The organism is Candidatus Paceibacterota bacterium (assembly GCA_041660505.1).
Classification (GTDB): domain Bacteria; phylum Patescibacteriota; class Minisyncoccia; order Phycocordibacterales; family JACRKE01; genus JBAZWG01.
Genome location: JBAZWG010000001.1, coordinates 347,679 through 366,493, shown reverse-complemented (window position 1 = coordinate 366,493; position 18,815 = coordinate 347,679). Strand labels below are relative to the sequence as shown.

General features: G+C 49.2%; 14 protein-coding genes. 13 read left to right on the top strand and 1 reads right to left on the bottom strand.

Annotated elements, in window-relative coordinates:
• The first annotated feature begins 130 nt into the window (after nucleotides 1-130).
• The 13 genes from WC764_01940 to pgk all read left to right on the top strand — a co-directional run bounded on the left by WC764_01940 (nucleotide 131) and on the right by pgk (nucleotide 18,425).
• Nucleotides 131-370: a hypothetical protein gene (locus WC764_01940; GenBank protein ID MFA6006471.1), complete on the top strand. Its 240-nt coding sequence runs from the start codon at nucleotides 131-133 to the stop codon at nucleotides 368-370.
• Between the two features lies 1 nt (nucleotide 371).
• Complete coding sequence (locus WC764_01935) at nucleotides 372-686, top strand: hypothetical protein (GenBank protein ID MFA6006470.1); 315 nt, start codon at nucleotides 372-374, stop codon at nucleotides 684-686.
• A gap of 7 nt (nucleotides 687-693) precedes the next feature.
• Nucleotides 694-4,002 (top strand): hypothetical protein, encoded by a 3,309-nt coding sequence (locus WC764_01930; GenBank protein ID MFA6006469.1) that lies wholly within the window; start codon nucleotides 694-696, stop codon nucleotides 4,000-4,002.
• A 9-nt stretch (nucleotides 4,003-4,011) separates the two neighbouring features.
• Nucleotides 4,012-4,488 carry a hypothetical protein gene (locus tag WC764_01925; GenBank protein ID MFA6006468.1) on the top strand — a complete coding sequence of 159 codons (477 nt, stop codon included), beginning with the start codon at nucleotides 4,012-4,014 and terminating at the stop codon, nucleotides 4,486-4,488.
• Nucleotides 4,489-4,543: 55 nt separating this feature from the next.
• Nucleotides 4,544-6,355, top strand: a complete 1,812-nt coding sequence (locus WC764_01920; GenBank protein MFA6006467.1) for a GspE/PulE family protein — start codon at nucleotides 4,544-4,546, stop codon at nucleotides 6,353-6,355.
• 70 nt (nucleotides 6,356-6,425) lie between these two features.
• Entirely contained in the window at nucleotides 6,426-10,154 is a 3,729-nt protein-coding gene (locus WC764_01915; GenBank protein ID MFA6006466.1) for a collagen-like protein, read from the top strand.
• A gap of 133 nt (nucleotides 10,155-10,287) precedes the next feature.
• Nucleotides 10,288-11,409, top strand: coding sequence for an ATP-binding protein (locus WC764_01910; GenBank protein MFA6006465.1), 1,122 nt, complete (start codon nucleotides 10,288-10,290; stop codon nucleotides 11,407-11,409).
• Nucleotides 11,410-11,430: 21 nt separating this feature from the next.
• Nucleotides 11,431-12,648 (top strand): type II secretion system F family protein, encoded by a 1,218-nt coding sequence (locus tag WC764_01905; GenBank protein ID MFA6006464.1) that lies wholly within the window; start codon nucleotides 11,431-11,433, stop codon nucleotides 12,646-12,648.
• Nucleotides 12,649-12,650: 2 nt separating this feature from the next.
• A complete protein-coding gene (locus tag WC764_01900) occupies nucleotides 12,651-14,435 on the top strand; it encodes a prepilin-type N-terminal cleavage/methylation domain-containing protein (protein MFA6006463.1) in 1,785 nt (594 codons plus the stop codon).
• Between the two features lie 3 nt (nucleotides 14,436-14,438).
• Complete coding sequence (locus WC764_01895) at nucleotides 14,439-15,050, top strand: prepilin-type N-terminal cleavage/methylation domain-containing protein (GenBank protein MFA6006462.1); 612 nt, start codon at nucleotides 14,439-14,441, stop codon at nucleotides 15,048-15,050.
• Nucleotides 15,047-16,519, top strand: coding sequence for a hypothetical protein (locus WC764_01890; protein MFA6006461.1), 1,473 nt, complete (start codon nucleotides 15,047-15,049; stop codon nucleotides 16,517-16,519). Before WC764_01895 ends, WC764_01890 begins: the two co-directional genes overlap by 4 nt.
• A gap of 9 nt (nucleotides 16,520-16,528) precedes the next feature.
• On the top strand, nucleotides 16,529-17,302 hold the full coding sequence (gene tpiA / locus WC764_01885) for a triose-phosphate isomerase (GenBank protein MFA6006460.1): 774 nt from the start codon (nucleotides 16,529-16,531) through the stop codon (nucleotides 17,300-17,302).
• Nucleotides 17,295-18,425, top strand: coding sequence for a phosphoglycerate kinase (pgk, locus tag WC764_01880; protein MFA6006459.1), 1,131 nt, complete (start codon nucleotides 17,295-17,297; stop codon nucleotides 18,423-18,425). The genes tpiA and pgk overlap by 8 nt, the downstream gene beginning before the upstream one ends.
• Here pgk and WC764_01875 read toward each other — a convergent pair.
• Nucleotides 18,403-18,813, bottom strand: a complete 411-nt coding sequence (locus tag WC764_01875) for an HIT family protein (GenBank protein MFA6006458.1) — start codon at nucleotides 18,811-18,813, stop codon at nucleotides 18,403-18,405. The genes pgk and WC764_01875 overlap by 23 nt on opposite strands.
• Between the last annotated feature and the right edge of the window lie 2 nt (nucleotides 18,814-18,815).

The following is an 18,815-nucleotide window of genomic DNA, read 5'->3' as shown; positions in this document are numbered from 1 at the left end:
TCGGTATTCATTATTTTATAAAAGAAATGTCCGTTCGGATACCGACGGACAGACATAATATACTACCATACAAAGTTATCAACAGTCAAATACCTGTTTTAAACAGCGCACCTCTAGTATAATGAATAGCGTGAGTACGCGAGCGAAAATTATTTTTATCGTGTGTGCGTTGGTTTTACTTGTGCTTGGCACAATTGGCATCTTCGCCATGGTTCTTTTAAAACAATCGGCGCCTGCGAATACTGTGCCCGCGTCTAATACGATGACATATCAGCCGGGGAGCCCTGCCTCTGCGGCCCAGCTTGAGCAGACTATCGCCAAATATCGCAACAATATGGATGCGATGTTTAATTCTCGAAATCGTAAATAAAATGCGTCAAGAACTCGAACAACTTTATGAACCGTCGGTGCCAACTCACAAAAGATGGCCGCTTGTCGCATTAAGCATCACCGTCTTACTGCTTCTCGGCAGTACCGGGCTTTATGTATACCTTAACCCGCCAAAAGCGGTAGATAATGAGCTTACTTTCGCACCGGAAGCAGGAACCAATATTAAAAACAAAACACAAGGGCCGATTTTAAGCGAAACCGAGAGCAAAAAACTATTAACTTCTAATATCGATACCAGTAGCCACCCCGTCCTAAGTCTTAAACAAGTACAAAATCTTTTAAAAAATAATAAATAATTTTTTTATGAAAAAAACTTTCGCTCTATTTATACTACTAGTCGCCCCAATTGTCGTCTTGGCATGGACTGGCCCACTACGTACGCCACCGGGCTGTCTTTCTGGCGACTCGGGCTGTGATGCACCCCTTAATGTTAGCCCTGCCGGACAAGTTAAACAAGGGCGAGTTATTGTGGGGAACATGAATACCGACCCATTCGGTGTTTTGACGCCAAGTAAAGTGGTTGGTGGTCAATTTTGTTTTTTTGATGTTACCAGAGCGGACCATATCGGAAATTGTGTTACGGGTCCCAATTGGCCTTCTGGCGGTGGCGGTGGAACTAACATCACGAATAGCTTTACTCAATATGACTGGACGCAGATTAGCAATCATATTACGAACACCAATATCTGTACCCCCGAGCAAATCGCAACAGGTCAGACAGCTGACTGTATTATCATTACGCCAGGGGGTAGTGGCCTAACCGGCCAAGGCACACCAGGCAGGCTTGCCAGATGGTTCGGTGCTACAAACCTCGGTGATTCGTTATTTTATGAATTTACTGACAATAACGGAGTTGTCCATCCTGGTGTCGGCAATAATAACAATAACTTCTTCACCCAGCTCTTCAACGTCGCAGGCAATATAAAGACACTTGGCCTCTGCTTGCCGGACGACCAGCACTGTATCAATAAATGGTCTGATCTTGTTACGCGAGATTTTATCGATACGGGCATCAGCGAACTTAATAAAGGCAACGGTATCGTCTTCACTGGCAACGGCGCCGATCCTAACAAAATTACAACAAGTGGCACTATCAGTGCGGACACACCGACCATCTTAACTGCGATAGGCGATTGCGGTGTCGATAAAGTGATTCAAGGTTTCGACCAGACGACAAGGAGGCCTATCTGCGTACCGAAAATACAGTGTGTAGGCACCAACTGCCCCCCGCCACCACCAGGCGTTACGGGCGGTGGTACACCAGGGTATCTTCCTAAGTGGGTTGGCGGTAGCGTCCTTGGAGATTCGATGGTGAGACAATACGACAGTTTTCCCGGAAACCCGGGGGCGATAGAAATCGGCACTTCAGTCAGAGTAAAATCACCGCTTGGTATTTCTATCAGACACACCGGTAATGTTCGCAGTGCTACCGGAATTATTACAGAAACGAACGGTGTGGACGCCAGAGGCGTTGATGCGACGGTAACAGGACAGGGTTCCATCGCAATTTCAGGCGTAAGCAGTGGGAATGGTTCAACCGCTGGTTCTTTCACTGGATATCCCGGTTCCATGGCTCTTGTAACAAGCGGTCCGCTCAAATTTACAGGTATTAACGAAGGCGATAAAAAAGTACTCGCATCTGACGCGACGGGGAATGCTAGTTGGAAGAGCTTAAGTGAACTTGGCGGAGGAGGTGGCGGTGGGGGGAATTGCAGAGGAGGAGCGGCGACAAGTCAGCAAAAAGTAACTAACTACCTGCTTGGCACGTATACTCCAACTACTGTGGAATTCGCAGAGCTTGATGTAGACGGTGACAATCGCATAACGCAAGACGATTATGCCATGTGTGTCTATATAAGTATCGGCATAACAAAAGCCGAAGCCGTAAGGAAAGCCCATGGCGCTTATGGAGCGGAAGTGGCAGACGCGCCGACCGACCCAGCCAACCTCTATGTAGACGGAAGGATCGGTGTTGGTGTCAGAAAGCCGAAGGACGCACGCTTGGAGGTGTCTGCGGATAAGGGCGCTGCTATACGCGGTGAAAGTACTGGAAACTATGGCATAGTGGGACATGGCAATACTTACGGTGTCATGGGTTATAACAATCTTGGCGGTGCTGGTGTCGTTGGAAGAGGTGGTGGCCCTGGTGGTGTCGGGGGAGACTTCTCCGCAAGCGATAAAGATGGAACGGCTGTGATTGCTAGGGCCAAGGTTCTTATATCTGCCACCGGCAAGTCGCCAGGAGTGGCTGGGGTCCCGCCGGCAGTGTTACCACCTATGACGGCAACTGACGCACCACCGACTCCAAAGACGATGACACTTCCATCCGGCCTCGGCTTTATGAGTTCTACCAGTGCGTGCCCATCCGGAATGACTAAACTCGATAGTTTCACTGCGCATATCAGTAACCTGCATGCTATTTGTGAACCGAATAATCACCGACTTACAACTTGGGCGGACGTCCCCGGAGGCGTGGGCATGGTTGTTGTTAAAGGGGCCAGTGGAGTTCAAGAAGAGCGGGCAACGTGTCCATCCGGTTGGACCACTCTCGACCAAATGCGAGATACGGGCGGGGATTTAATACCTCATAAAGCCCTCGCTATTTGTCACGCCCCAAATGATACTAAGTTTGAAGATTGGTACACATCGGTTCACTCATACACCAATACGCCTGTTACACAAGAAGGTCCCGCTGTCGTCGCGCCAAACACTTCAGTCTATGGGTATGCGGCGGTTGCAGGTCTCCATGCAAAATGTTTTGCCGGATATACCAACAATCCGGGGTCAATGGGATTGGGTCGCGGTCAACTGGACGCAGGCACAATCTTTAGTTTTGTGCCGGGAGTGTCTACCAGTCTAGATACCCTTCTGTATAAGGGGGTGTGTTATCCTCTTGTTCCGGCTAGCGAGAGTAATATATTCTCAATCAATGCTTCGGCAAGCAAAACAATTGCCAATGTCGAGAAGAAGGGATTGTTGGCTTCGGTCGGCTCATGGTTCTCGTCGCTATTTGGAGGAGATGAACAGCAATCACAAAAACAAACAGCTTCCGTAAGTTCTCTTATCGGAACCGCACAAGCGCAAACCGCCCCTCAACTCATGCTCGAAGTCGGCGGCAAGGTGCGTATTGCTGATGGTACGGAAGGTTTGAGTACCGGACAAACATCAAAAATCCTTGCTTCATTTGGTGATGGTACGGCGAGCTGGAAGTCGCTAACCGATTTAGGGATCACTGGAGGAGGAACTGGCGGTACAGTTGGGCCAATGGGCCCGGCTGGTCCTGCCGGACCGCAAGGTCCTGCAGGCACCGGTGCAACAATAGCTAACTACAACTCACTTCCTGCCGGTTCGATTGCAGGGTATGGGGTTTCAGCATTTATACAACCGCAGACATACTGCACACCCACTTCATGTGAAATTCCTGATTCAGTTATTGCGGCCAAGGTTGCGAGCGGGGATTTCATGACATCGTTTATCGCACCGATGTCGGGGAAGGGGTGTGAAGCAGGTTGGAAGATTGTTACTACCGGAGCCATCAGCTTTAATATTAAAGATAATGCCCAGCTTGCCAACGAGGCCAGAACTTATGCATTTTCTTGCATCAAGCGATAAATAATAATCATGAATACAACAAAAGAAATAATAATAGGAGTTATTGTCGGGTTGATACTCGGCGGAGTCGCGGGATATACCATGGGCTACGAAAACGGGGCTGGCAATGCCCGGCAAGAGGTGCGCGCGAACTTACAGCAATCTGGGGTCATCCCGCCAGCACCGACTCGTATTACCAGTGTCTCGGGTAAAATAATAGCGGTTTCCGGCAACTCACTAACGCTCGACGTACAGCCTCCTTATGACCCGACGGCGGGGAAGGTAGCTTCGACGGCCTATACAGTTGAGGTCTCCGGCGCAACTGTTCTGATAAGCAGAGAGCTAAATCTGCAAGCGGTGCCGAAGGCGGGGGAGCAGTTCAATCCGTTTCTAGAGAAGAATATCAAACTGGCTGACTTGAAGGCGGGGATGAATGTGTCGGCGGAGGCCGGAGCGGATATCACGAGCACTTCATTTAGCGCGAAACGTATCGTACTTATCAAATAATGCCACCGAGGTTCAACCTTAGGCATCAAAAAGGTTGAACCTCGGTGTCGATCTCATGCAACTCGACACCAAACAGCTCAAGCAATTCGTGCTCGATGCCGGCTTGATCTCTGGTGCCGACTTCGACGCGGCAGATAAACTTGCAAAGGAGAAGGATAGAACGGTCGGCGACGTTTTAGTTTCTGAAGGTAAGATTACCGAAGACGAATTCCGCCGTGTGCAGGCGTACCTCTTCGGCATTCCATTCATATCTTTAAAGGGTCAGAAGATAGACCCGAAACTGCTTGCAATAATCCCGGAACCGATTGCGCGCAAACACAATGTGCTCGCTTACGCGAGAGATAAAGACAACAATATCGAGGTAGCGATGCTTGATCCGCAAGACGTGGAGGCTATCGAGTTCATCGCCAAGCGCACGGGTGTGCGCATTTTACCGCGGCTCACAGACACAGAATCTATAAAAGGAGGTCTTATCCAATATCAGAAAAGCTTGCGCGACGAGTTTGGCAGTATTATAAGTTCAGAGGCGAGGAAGATAGGTGGCCGAGGAGAGACCTCCGCTGAAACCGGAGGACTCACCTCGGCCGCTGAAAATGTCAGAGGACTCACCTCTGGCCCTGAAGTTGATCCTGATCTGGCTAAGCTGGCAGAAGATGTGCCGGTGGTGCGCATTGTGGACGCTTTGCTCGAGCACGCCATTCTCCAGCAGGCGTCGGATATTCATATCGAACCTTTCGAGGGCCAGCTCGTAATCCGCTATCGCATCGACGGTATCTTGCATGACGCAATGATATTGCCAATCGCCGCCGCTTCCGGCATCGTGGCGCGCATCAAAGTGCTTTCGCACCTGCGCCTAGATGAAAAGCGCTTGCCTCAAGACGGACGATTTAAAATCGACAATGCCGAGACTGGGCAGAAGGTGTCATTCCGCGTTTCGCTCTTGCCGACATACTTCGGCGAGAAGGTGGTGATGCGCTTGCTTCCCGATACAGCAAAGGGATTCACTCTCGAGGTGCTCGGCTTCCATGGCGCCGGGCTCGAAGCTATTCACGACGCAATGAGACAAACGACGGGGATAATCCTGGCCACCGGCCCGACCGGCTCGGGCAAGACGACGACGCTCTATACGATGATAGACACGCTAAATACACCGGACGTAAATATTTCTACAATAGAGGATCCGATCGAATATCAGATGGGTCGTGTTAATCAGACGCAGGTTAAGCCCGACATCGGCCTGACCTTCGGTGCCGGTTTGCGTGCCCTGATGCGCCAAGATCCGAATATTATAATGGTGGGGGAGATTCGCGACAAAGAGACAGCATCTCTTGCCATCAATGCGGCGTTGACCGGCCATCTTGTGCTTTCTACTTTGCACACCAACTCGGCTGCCGGTGCGGTGCCGAGGCTTATTGATATGGGGGTGGAGCCGTTCTTGCTCGTCTCAACCCTTAACGTGGTCATCGCTCAGCGCTTGGTGCGGCGTTTGCACCACGTCAACGAGAAATACACGCTGACGGCGGGCGAGATAGAGTCACTAAAGAAGCATATTAATCTCGATGTCGTACTGCAAAAATTACGAGAAGAGAAAATAGTCGGCCCGACCGATGACTTTTCAAAAATCCAATTCTGTCGCCCCAAGCCATCGCCAGACTGCCCGGATGGCTATAAGAGTCGTGTCGGTATTCACGAGATTATGAAGATGACACCGGCGATTAAAGAATTAATCATCAAGAACGCGAGCGATGCCGACTTGGAGCGCACTGCCCGTGCGGCCGGCATGCTTACGATGTTCGAAGATGGCATATTTAAAGCCGCACAAGGCGTAACGAGCATAGAGGAAGTCTTGCGTGTAGCGAATGAGTAATACACAGACAGAATTAAAGAATTTTAGAATTTAGGAATATAATAGAGTAATTACAATAATATATAAATTCATGACTAAAGCCCTAAAAATTTTCCCAATAATTCTTATATTCTTTAATTCTCTAATTCCGTCCGCGCTCGCTTGGACTGGCCCTACTCAAACTCCGCCGGGCGCGGATAAAGACGCACCTATTTCTAGCGGCGCGTCAGATCAGACCAAGCAGGGCGGACTCCGCGTGGGAACAGACTCCGGTGTTCCTGTCGGCTTGTCGGTTGACAACGGACTTTCTACTATAGGCCTGCCGAGTGTATACGCACCCCGCGATGCGGCTGCCGATCTACAGATAAATCAGAATCTCAAGCTTGATGTCTTCGGAGATATTCTCGCAAACAAGATCTGTTTGGGTTCTGCCAGTACGTGTTTCTCAACCGTTGGCGCCGGCTCGGTCGGCGGGTCTGGGACGCAGAATAAATTAGCCAAATGGGACGCACTAAGCACAAGCCTGACAGACAGTGCGGTGAGTGAAGATGGGTCAGTGGTCATGCTCGGACCTGTTGCCGGCTTGTACTCTGACAATACTACCGGCAATGTGAGTATCGGCACCAGTAATAACGGCGGTAAAAAGTTCCTGGTCTCCGGTGACTCGTGGTTTACGGGCAATACAATGCTAGCCGGTAATGCCACAACGACCGGCAGCTTCGAAGTTAAAGGTACGGCATCTACATCGAGAATGTGCCTCGGTACCGACTGTCGCACTGCTTGGCCATACGCAAGTGTCGCTGTCGACGGAACTACAATAGTCGGAAACGGTGTTCTCGTCCCATATTATGTCGGTGCACTGCCCGCCAGCAAGATTACAACAGGTACTATGGCCACTGCCCGCCTAGGCAGTGGCACAGCAAACAACACAACTTTTCTCCGAGGTGATAGTACTTGGGCAACTCCAACAACTCAATGGACGACATCGGGGAATAATATCACGAATAACAATAGCGGAATTGTTGAAATTGCCGGACAGATTAAAATTGACGGCGGTACTCCGGGGAATAATAAGGTGCTTACATCCAACGGCGCAGGACTTGCGACTTGGCAGACGCCGGCTTCAAGCGGAGTGACAAGTATAACCGCCGGCACAGGATTATCGGGCGGAACTATTACAACAACCGGTACAATCGGAATCGCAAACAGCGGAGTGGGAACTGCGCAAATAGCAGACGGTAGCGTTACTATCGCAAAGCTGGCCGGCGTAAAGAATGCAGGAACATTTCTCGGTTATGACGGTAGCTGGTCAGCACCAGTTGCGACTGTGTTTGCTAACTCACCAATCACAGGAAACGGGTCTTCTGTGGCGACAGCGCTCTCTCTCGCAGATAGTGGCGTGACTACTGCTAAGATCGCTCCAAACGCCGTAACTGTCGCCAAACTTCCCGCAGGTGCTACGGCGGCGACCTTCCTTCGCGGAGACGGTACATGGGCATCCGGGCCGACCGGTCCCCAAGGTGCCACCGGTCCTGCAGGGTCAACCGGGCCGACTGGTGCGACAGGCCCAACAGGGCCTGCTGGTTCATCACCATTCGTATCAATTAGCGGCGGAGCTTATTATCTCGACAATATTGGCATCGGCACAACTCCCTCTACGGCGAAGCTTGATGTTTATGGTTGGTCGCGTATACGCAAAGGAGCCAGTACTGCGGCCGGGCTTTACTTCAATAACAACACTACAGATCAAGCATATATAGGTATGCTCGGTACTACACAAGTAGGGTTGACCGACACAAGCGGGAATTATGGATTTAGGTTAGATACGAACACTGGCAATGCGGCAGTATCCGCACCCTTCTCAACCCATAAACTTAATGTTGGCGGTTCGATAAACGGCACCGGTTTATGTATAAATGCTGATTGTAGGACATCATGGGCCAGTGTCGTGTCAGAAACTGATCCGAAAGTCGGATCTCTCACGACCAACTTCTTGTCGAAATGGGGCACAAGCGCACTCACCAATTCTATAATATTTGACAACGGAAGCGGTGTTGGTATAGGCACACAGACACCAAACGCAAAGTTTGAAGTTGCTTATGGCGAGGTCAGACTACCGGCTGGTAAAGATTCCACGGCAGGTTTAACATCTTTCAATTATCTCGGCAACGGTATTAATTATCTGCGCGGCACTACGGTGATAGCAGATACGGGAGGAAATGTCGGTATCGGCACCGCTTCACCGGGCGCAAAACTCGATGTCTCCGGTGCAATCAATTCAAGTAGTAACATTACGGCTACGGGTAATGTTAGTGCAGCCGGCAACACTTTTATGGGTACGCATCCATCATATCCGAGCTCCTACTCTGCATGGTGGAGAAGCGGTGTAGACTATTCGATGCTTACAGATGGGACAAACACTTATGTGAACGCACCGAGCGCAACCGGCAACATCATTTTCCGTTCGGCTAACGCTTCTGGTGCAGGTAAAAGTTTTGCGACAATGCAAGGCTCGACCGGAAATGTCGGTATAGGCACAATTACACCTGGTGCGAAGCTTGAGGTTGCAGGACAAGTCAAGATTACTGGTGGCACCCCGGGCGCGGGCAAAGTTTTGACTTCCGATGCGGCGGGTCTTGCCACATGGCAGACGCCGGCAGGTGGCGGTGGAGGAGGAACTGTAACAGGAAGCGGTTCTGCTGGATACATTTCCAAATTCAGCTCTGCCAGCGCTATTGCTAATTCTAACATCTATGACGATGGTACAAATATTGGAATTGGGACACCCGGACCAGTTGCGAAGCTTGATGTAAGGGGTGGTAACAGCTACGGTGTGTATGCGATGAGTAATGTAAGCGGGGTATTTGGAGTAGGTATCGGTACGGGCAACGGTGTTATGGGGCAAGGTGGGGGTAGCGGCGGGTACGATTTCTACGGCAATGGTCAATCATATTTTGGTGGCAATGTCGGTATTGGCACACAAACACTTTCTAATGCCAAGCTAGAAGTATCCAGCAGTGGCACCGTTGGAATTCGAGTTCTAAATACCGGTTCCTACGGTGTTATCAGTAATGGAGCTACATATGGAATTTACGCCAAAGCGACTGGGGTAGGTGGTTACGGAGGGTATTTCTCCTCCGACCAAGGACCAGCTCTCGTGACAAGTACGGGGAATGTAGGCATTGGTACAAACTCACCAACTACAGCTAAGCTTGTTATAAGCGGTACTGGTGCGGCGCAAGGAATCGATCTTTCCTCGGCCGATCAATATGCCAACATGCGCGTACTGCAAAATACGAACAGCGCTATCGATAAAGACATGTACATCGGTTATAATTCAGGAGCTGGCAGTAAATTGCATCTCTATTCTAATAACACAGAAACGATTACGACGTATCAGGGGAATGTCGGTATCGGGAACACAACACCGTCTTACAAGCTTGAAGTTAACGGAATAATGAGAGTAAGCGGAGCATCTTATCTTAACGGTAGCGTGACTGTTTTGGGCGGTATTGTTGCTAATACTGACATTGGCACCGCGGGGAAGATTTCATCTCGAAGCACGGTTTCTGGTGACACCGGCTCCACAGTCACAACCAAGGATTATGTCGACAGTAATGCTGCCCCAGTTGGATCTTGGTGTGGCTCGGCATTGATAAGTAGTACTGGAGCTCCGTTGTCTGGAGGTTCGCGGGCATGCAAGACTGTCGTAAATATTTATAATAGTGGTTGTCCTGCTGGCTACACGCGCGTCGGGTTTCCATTCGGAAGTGGTGGTTCAGGTTCTGCGGGTACTCTTTATACCTGTATGAAAGATTAGTATAATGAAGTTTCATTACACTGCGAAAAATGCTAGTGGCGCGAAAGCACACACTTGACATTCATCTCTGTGTGTATATAATGTACATGTAAGTTACATATTAACTGATTATATTGTAATATATACATACATTATGTTCATAAAACGTACTATTAAGGCCCAAATTGAACATTGGCTAGAGCAGGGTAAAATAGCGATACTTTATGGCCCTCGTCAGGTTGGCAAAACCACGCTGGCAAAAGAGATTCTGAAAGACCGCAAGGGGAAGTATATTAATTGCGAGAATCTGGAAACGCGTCAAGCGCTTGAATCACAGAATGCTGCGCAATTGCGGGCATACCTTGGGGAGGGCACATTTTTTGTTCTCGATGAAGCTCAAAGAGTAGAAAACATTGGTTTAGCACTGAAGTTGCTCAAAGATACATTTCCTGAACTACAACTACTGGCTACAGGGTCGTCATCATTTGATTTGGCAAATAAGATTAGCGAACCGCTAACAGGCAGATCGGTTGAATTCCATCTCTATCCATTTTCGTATGGGGAAATTGCGGCAATGAAGGAGCCATGGGAGATGGCAAACGTCTTGGACTCAATGTTGCGTTATGGAAGTTATCCCGAGCTCACTCAGCGCGGGTGGCATGACGCAGAACTATTTCTGCAAAATATATCCTCCAACTACCTTTTCCGAGATGTACTCGAATTTGAACAAGTAAAAAAACCAAAGCTACTCACAAATCTATTGCAATTATTAGCGCTGCAAGTGGGGAACGAAGTTTCATTGAATGAATTAGCGACGAAACTTGAAACAGGCAGAGTCACTATTTCTCGATATCTTGATTTGCTCGAGAAGTCTTTTGTTATTTTCACGCTCTATCCTCTATCACGGAATCCAAGAAATGAAATCGGCAAAAAAAACAAGATATACTTCTACGATCTTGGAATGCGTAACGCTATTATTAGTCGTTTCAATCAGCTTCCGGTAAGAGATGATATTGGGGCACTTTGGGAGAACTTTTGCATCGTTGAAAGAATGAAGTCCCTGGGAAACTCCATGATGTATCGAAATCATTTCTTTTGGAGAGACCGCCGTAGTGGGGAAGTTGATTATGTTGAAGAGTATGATGGAGCAATCCATGGTTATGAATTCAAATGGGGAGAGAAGCACGCCCGTCCACCAAAGAACTTTATCGAGACATACCAAGGTAGCTATATAACTGTGAATAAAGAAAACTTTTCTGATTTTATCTCTGGCTAAGGTGCGCTATACTATAAACATATGAAGTTCAAGTACACTGCGAAAAATGCTAGTGGCGCGAGTGCGACTGGCGTCCGCGAGGCGCGGGATAAGTTCGAGCTGGCGCACGAGTTGCGTAAGGAGGGACTTTCTATCGTCTCGGCGACTGCCGAGACCAAGGCTTTTGCCGACTATTTCAAAGGCTTGAACGAGATGGTTGTCTCGGTGCCTCTTAAGCACAAGATCACCTTCGCCAACAACTTAAGCTCGATGCTCACGGCCGGCTTATCGCTTTCGCGCGCGCTTAAAATTCTGGATCGTCAGACAAGCAATCAAAAATTAAAGAAAGTGGCCAAAGAGATTACTGCCGAGATAGACGCCGGCGGGAGCTTGAGTGATGCGTTGGCGAAGGAGAGCAAGATATTCCCGCCGGTTTTCTCGGCGATGGTTAAAGCGGGGGAGCAGTCGGGTAATCTCCCAAGCTCTCTTAAGATGCTCGCCGAACAGATGACGAAGACTTACACCATCCAGCGCAAGGTCAAGGGGGCGATGATATACCCCGCAGTCATTATCGGTATAATGATTATTATCAGTGTCCTGATGATGATATTCGTCGTGCCGACATTGACCAAGACGTTCACCTCGATGCATGTGGCCCTGCCGTGGCAGACCCAGCTCATTATCGGGACGAGCTCTTTTCTGGTCAATCATTATTTTATCGCGCTATTCGTGCTTATCGCCACTGTCGCACTGCTTACTTGGTTCTTTAAGACGGTGTTTGGTAAGCGTGCAGTTACCTTTATATCCCTGCATGCGCCGGTTATTGGTAATATAATAAAACAATCCAACGCCGCACAGACCGCACGCACGCTCTCGTCGCTTATCTCCTCCGGTGTGGATATGGTGCAAGCCTTGGAGACAACCAAGGGCGTAATGCAGAACGACTTATATAAGCAAGTTTTGGATGAAGCTGTCAGCGCTGTTCAAAAAGGCAAGCCGCTTTCTGCCGTCTTCCAAGCCAACGAGAAGCTCTACCCGATACTTGTGGGTGAGATGATAGAAGTGGGAGAGGAGACAGGAGACTTGGCCGGAATGCTGATGAAGACCGCAGTTTTTTATGAAGAGGAGGTAGACTCAGCGACCAAAGATATGTCGACGATCATCGAGCCTCTCATGATGCTCCTTATCGGAGGTGCCGTCGGATTTTTCGCCATTTCTATCATTCAACCCATCTATTCTATTGGTAACTCGATAAGCTAGCTATGAAGCGCGGATTTTCACTGGTTGAGATTGTCGTTGGGGCGGCATTGCTTGCTATCGTCTCTATCGCCATGTATCAGTCTTACGCGAGCGTGATGATCGTTACTCGCGGAGCGGGGGACAAGCTTGATGCTATCGAGCTTGCGAACGAGCAGATAGAAATTTTGCACAATCTGCCTTATCAGAGCGTCGGCATTATCGGCGGCATCCCGGCTGGTGTCGTTACGGAGTCGACTACTACCGTTCGCGATGGCAACACCTTTCGGGTGACGACGACCATCCGTAATGTCGATGACCCGTCGGATGGTATCTTTCCGACGGACCCTGCCGAGGCAGATTACAAGCTCGCGCAGATATCAGTCGATTGCAGTATGTGTAAAAAATTTACGCCAATCGCGCTCACAACCACGATAGCACCGAAGAATCTTGAGACCACCACCAACAACGGTGCGTTAAAGATTACTGTCCGCGATGCTTCTGCCCAGCCGGTGCAAGGCGCGCAAGTAACGATCGTCAACACCGCAGTATCACCCAATCTGAATTTCTTCGATGTTACTAACGCGCAGGGGGTGCTTACTATTTATGACGTCAAACCGTCAAGTCTTTCGTACGCGCTAAGCACGACTAAAGATAATTATTCCACAGATAAAACGTATAAAGTGACAAGCGATAATCCGACACCAACCGTGCGCGATGCGACAGTCTCGGCAGGGCAGACTACCGGTCTCTCGTTTTATATAGACCGGACCGCCTCGCCAGTATTCCAGAGTGTTAATACATCTTGCGTTCCACAACCGAACTTCCCATTCATGCTCCGAGGCAATAAAACAATAGGCACCAAGAGTGGTTTGCCGGTTTATAAATACTTTGTTCGACAGAATACCGGTGCGACAGGGAGTATTACTGTCCCGAATCTCGAATGGGACAACTACACGATAACATCATCCAGCACAACATATGATTTGGGCGGCGCTTTGCCGATAATGCCGATAGCTATCGCCCCTGCCTCGACGGCGACGATAAACCTCACAGTTTATACCAGACAAGCGGCGGCGTTGCTCTTGGATATAAAAGACACGGCCACTAAACTTCCTGTTTCCGGCGCGACCGTCACGCTGACGGGGAACAGTGTTAATCTTTCTAAGTCGACTGGCGTTGGAGTATTGGAACAGACAGACTGGTCCGGCGGAGCAGGGCAGGCGAACTATACCGACCAAACTAAATTTTATGACTCTGACGGCAACATATCTATCACGCCAGCTGGGCAAATCAGTCTGCTCAAAACTTTTTCGACCTACGCACCGTCCGGTTGGTTAACATCATCTAGCTTCGACCTTGGCATAGTCGCGTCGCTCTATAATGTAAAATGGAACCCCGTCGATGTGCCGGCAGGTGTCGGGGCGAATGCGGTGCGCATGCAAATTGCCGCCAACACCGACAATACCACCTGGAACTATATCGGCCCGGACGGTACTGCAAGCACGTATTACACGCTGGCACAAAATTCCATCGGCAGTGAGCTCGCGAACAATCGCTACTTCAGGTATAAAGTACTCTTACAAACCGCGTCGTCTACTTTGACGCCGTCCGTAACAGACGTGCAATTTCAGTACACCACTGCCTGCACGCCGTCGGGGGAAGTGTTGTTCCAAGGTCTGACCAAATATAGCTCTCCTAATTATTACACCGCCACCATTAGTGCTCCGGGCTATACAACGGCCATAGCAAATGACATATTAGTAAGTGATGACTGGCAGCAGCGCCTGGTTTATATTACGCATCAATAATTTATGGAGAGGCTACATGATAATAAAGGATTTGTGTTGACCGAGCTTCTGGTTTCAATCGCTATTCTTGCAATCTTGGCTATTGCCGTAAGCTCATTCAGCAGGGATGTTTTCTCGTTGAACGCCTACAACCAAGAACGGCTTATCGCATCAGACGAATTGCGTCGCGGACTCAAGCAATTCACGGCAGAGTTGCGAACCGCCGAACCCTCCGATGCCGGCGATTACTTGTTTATAGTCGCATCAAGTTCGGCCATTACTTTTTTCTCCGATGTAAACGGCGATGGTACGCACGAGAAGGTCAGATATTATATGAGCGGCAATATATTAAAGAGGGGGATAATCTCGCCGACACTGGGCTCTCCGCCGACATATAATCTTGCGAACGAGAAAATTATAGAGCTGGTGCACACCGTCACAAACGGCAGTGCAATATTTTCATATTATCCGGACACCTATACCGGTAATAGCGCGCCGTTTACCCAGCCTGTACCGATAGATCAAGTGCGCTTGGTAAAAGTTAACGTGAGCGTCGATCCTGACCCGAACCGTTCACCGGCTCCGATAGTCGACGGTACTCAAGTGACGATTCGTAATTTGAAAGATAATCTATGATCTTGTTTTTACTAAAAACTAAAAACTACAAACTAAAAACTTCCGGAGGTGCTCTCCTCGTCCAAGTCCTTGTCTTTGCTACCGTAGGCAGCGTTCTTCTTGGCGCCTTGGCTTTGTGGGGAGTAGCGTCACTGAATGCAACTCGCAAGGCTGTTTTACGCGAACAAGCATTCCATATTGCCGAGGCGGGTATTGAATACTATCGCTGGCACCTTGCCCATTTCCAGAACGATTATCAAGATGGCACCGGTCATGTCGGGCCTTATGTGCACACTTATCAAGATAAACTGGGGAATACTATCGGAAGTTATTCCTTAACCATCACGCCGCCGCCTCTAGGTGCCACGACTGTCGTGATAACTTCTATCGGTTCTGTTGCAGAAGATTCGAGCATTACGCGCAAGGTTCAAGCAACGCTCGCTCTGGCTTCGTTCGCAAAGTATGCAATTCTTACCGACTCGAGCATGGTGATGGGCACCGGAGCACAGTCATATGGTCTCGTCCACAGCAATCACGGCATCCAATTCAACGGTGTCGCCCACAATATCGTCAGTGCCGCAATTGATACCTATGATGACGACGGACACACGGAGAGGATAGGAGTAAATACCAACGTTTCTCCCGTGGACCCTGTTCCGCCGGTGCAGTCTATTCCGTCACGGCCGGATGTCTTCCTGGCCGGCCGACAGTTCCCGCCATTTTATACTGTTCCGGCGGTAAGCTTCGCCAGCTTGACGGCAACTATGCTTGATTTGAAAACAAAGTCATTAACCTCAAGCGGCTTCCACTTATCAAAAGCTGGTGGGAATTCTGCCGGTTACCATATTGTGCTTAAGATCAACGGTACTTTCGACGTGTATAACGTAGACAAACTTGTCCCCAGAGGTAGCTGTCCGTCGAACGGCGGGCAGAGTGGCTGGGAATTGGGCGCAATAGATACGGAAACTAAATTGAGTACCAACAATTATCCCGCCAACGGCATAATCTTCGTTGAAGATGACTTGTGGATTGATGGACAGGTTAACAACACGCGAGTAACGCTCGCTGCCGGAAGTTTCAGCGGGCAAGAGAAAAATATAACGATAAATCACGGCATCCGATATACCAACTATGACGGTACCGATGTTATCGGAATTTTCGGCCAGAATAACATCAATATCGGTTGGCAGAGCGATGATAACTTGCGCATCGATGCGGCGCTTATTGCGAAGGACGGGTCAGTCCAACGTTTCAAATTTGATAAAAAAGAAGGGGATGATGATAAGTGCTCGCCCTATGATACGCGTGCGTCCCTATATCTCTACGGTTCAATGACTTCATTCGACCGTCCCGGCTTTGCCTACGCCGACGGTACCGGCTACCAAACGCGCACTTATGTCTATGATCAGAACTTGTTTTATAGTCCGCCTCCATCTTTCCCGCTGGTCTCCTCCAACTACGCACTGTTAAAGTGGCGCGAAATACAGTAGTATTACGACATGGAATATAAAAAATTAATAATAGGGAATTGGAAGATGAATCCCGAGTCGCTTAAGGTGGCTAAGGGGATAGTGAATAGCATAAAGAAAGAGGCTCTGACTGCTAAAAATGTTATGACCGTTCTCTGTCCGCCGGACATATATCTTTCTGAAATTAATAGAATGTTTCGCTCGGACAAGCTCAAGCTTGGTGCGCAGGACGCCTACTTCGAGAAGGTCGGCGCCTATACGGGTCAAATTTCTCCGCTTATGTTACGTGGTGCCGGCGCTTCATATCTCATTATTGGCCATTCGGAACGGCGCGCGGCGGGTGATACCGACGAAATGATTAATAAGAAAGTTAAAATGGCTCTTGCTTTGGGCTTCACTATTATTCTTTGCGTCGGTGAGAAACAGCGTGATGAACATGGCTTTTATCTCTCTGCCGTTCAAGACCAGCTAACGGCTGGGCTTAAGGGTGTACAGAAGAAAGATTCCGGCCGCATCGTCATAGCCTACGAGCCGGTCTGGGCGATAGGCAAAGACGCGGCCCGCGCCGCCGAGCCGGAGGAGATTGAACAGATGATGCTTTATATCCGCAAAGTGCTGGCGAGCGTCTTGAGTAAGACGGGTAATAAAGTGCGCACGCTCTACGGCGGATCTGTCGATATGAAAGGCGCCACCGCACTACTCTCTATTTCTCATGTAGACGGTCTGCTTGTCGGCCGAGAGAGTTTGAACCCCAAGAACTTTTCTGAAATTATTCGTATAGCAAGTAACGCCGCACATGCATAACAATCTGCCACAAATTGGGAGCATACCGAGCCTGGAGGGCAAAAGAGCCTTGGTTGTCGCCGGCATGGACGTGCCCATAACCGATGGAGAAGTAACAGAAGACTTTCGGCTCAACCGCATTAAGCCGACCATCGAATATCTTAAAGAGAACAAGGTGAAGATAATTCTGGTCGGCCACATCGGGCACGACGGGGAAGAGAGTACAGAACCTATCGCGCGATATTTCGGATTCTTATATGTTGACTCACTTGATCCGAAGATTGTTAACGAAAAAGTTGACGCACTTCTGCCCGGAGAAGGGGTTGTGCTCAAGAATATCCGTACCGATCCGCGCGAGGAGCAGAACGATCCTATCTTTGCAAAAGAACTTGCATCTTGCGCAGATTTTTTTGTTAACGAATCATTTCCGGACGCTCATCGTTCATACGCCTCCGTTGTCGGCGTTACGGAATATTTACCAAGTTATGCCGGGCTTGAATTTGCCGAAGAGGTCGTCCAGCTCTCCGGCGCCTTCGAACCGACGCATCCATTCCTCTGCATCTTCGGCGGGGCCAAGGCAGATACGAAAATTCCTTTAGTGCACCAGTTCGCCGGTAAGGCCGACACGGTGTTCGTCGGCGGTTCGCTTGCCAACACTTTATTTAGAGTAAAAGGCTATGAAACAGGGCTTTCATTGGTCGACGGCGATCTTAAAGAAGCCAAGAAAATTTTGGGATATAAAAATGTTTTGTTGCCGGCAGATGTTGTTGTAGATCGCGATGGACAGTCTTTAACCAAAAATCCGGATTTGGTACAAACGAACGAGAATATGCTCGATGTCGGACTAGACACGATACAAATGCTCGGTAAAGAAATCGCGAAAGCGAGGTTTGTGCTATGGAACGGGCCGTTAGGGGTCTATGAAAAAGGCTATAAAGAAGGCACGGAAAGCATGGCGAAAATCTTGGCGGAGTCAAAGGCGGGAACGATAGTCGGCGGTGGCGACACCATTGCCTCGATAAAAAAGCTCGGCCTCTTAGACAAATTCACCTTCGTCTCAATAGGCGGCGGCGCCATGATAGACTTCTTGGCCAAAGGCACCCTGCCGGCCATCGAAGCCCTTAAGAACTCAAAGCAGTCTTAATTTTCTTGGCAACTTCTTCTCTCTCGCCCGGGGCGTACGGTTTGTACGGCCAGTTTACCAGGCCGTCATTTTCATAACGGGGGATTATGTGGAAGTGGATGTGGAAGACGCTTTGGCCGGCGGCTTCGCCGGATAAGGTTGAGACGAAGATGCCGTCCGCTAATGTGCCGTCTTTAACTCCGCGCGCCACTTTCTGCACGCGGGTTGCGAGGCGCTCGAGCGTGCCTTCGGCTACTTCCAAAATATTGGCATGATGTTCTTTGGTAATTACCAACGTATGTCCAGGCATTACCGGGTTGATATCCAAGAACGATAAAACGAACTCATCTTCATAGACTTTCTCGCACGGTATCTCGCCCCGGATGATTTTACAGAAGATACAATCCATAT

Excerpts from the sequence above, each read along its gene's own strand:
- WC764_01935 (MFA6006470.1), top strand. The coding sequence starts at position 372 with ATGCGTCAAGAACTCGAACAACTTTATGAACCGTCGGTGCCAACTCAC.
- WC764_01930 (MFA6006469.1), top strand. The coding sequence starts at position 694 with ATGAAAAAAACTTTCGCTCTATTTATACTACTAGTCGCCCCAATTGTC.
- WC764_01925 (MFA6006468.1), top strand. The coding sequence starts at position 4,012 with ATGAATACAACAAAAGAAATAATAATAGGAGTTATTGTCGGGTTGATA.
- WC764_01920 (MFA6006467.1), top strand. The coding sequence starts at position 4,544 with ATGCAACTCGACACCAAACAGCTCAAGCAATTCGTGCTCGATGCCGGC.
- WC764_01915 (MFA6006466.1), top strand. The coding sequence starts at position 6,426 with ATGACTAAAGCCCTAAAAATTTTCCCAATAATTCTTATATTCTTTAAT.
- WC764_01910 (MFA6006465.1), top strand. The coding sequence starts at position 10,288 with ATGTTCATAAAACGTACTATTAAGGCCCAAATTGAACATTGGCTAGAG.
- WC764_01905 (MFA6006464.1), top strand. The coding sequence starts at position 11,431 with ATGAAGTTCAAGTACACTGCGAAAAATGCTAGTGGCGCGAGTGCGACT.
- WC764_01900 (MFA6006463.1), top strand. The coding sequence starts at position 12,651 with ATGAAGCGCGGATTTTCACTGGTTGAGATTGTCGTTGGGGCGGCATTG.
- WC764_01895 (MFA6006462.1), top strand. The coding sequence starts at position 14,439 with ATGGAGAGGCTACATGATAATAAAGGATTTGTGTTGACCGAGCTTCTG.
- WC764_01890 (MFA6006461.1), top strand. The coding sequence starts at position 15,047 with ATGATCTTGTTTTTACTAAAAACTAAAAACTACAAACTAAAAACTTCC.
- tpiA (MFA6006460.1), top strand. The coding sequence starts at position 16,529 with ATGGAATATAAAAAATTAATAATAGGGAATTGGAAGATGAATCCCGAG.
- pgk (MFA6006459.1), top strand. The coding sequence starts at position 17,295 with ATGCATAACAATCTGCCACAAATTGGGAGCATACCGAGCCTGGAGGGC.
- WC764_01875 (MFA6006458.1), bottom strand. The coding sequence starts at position 18,813 with ATGGATTGTATCTTCTGTAAAATCATCCGGGGCGAGATACCGTGCGAG.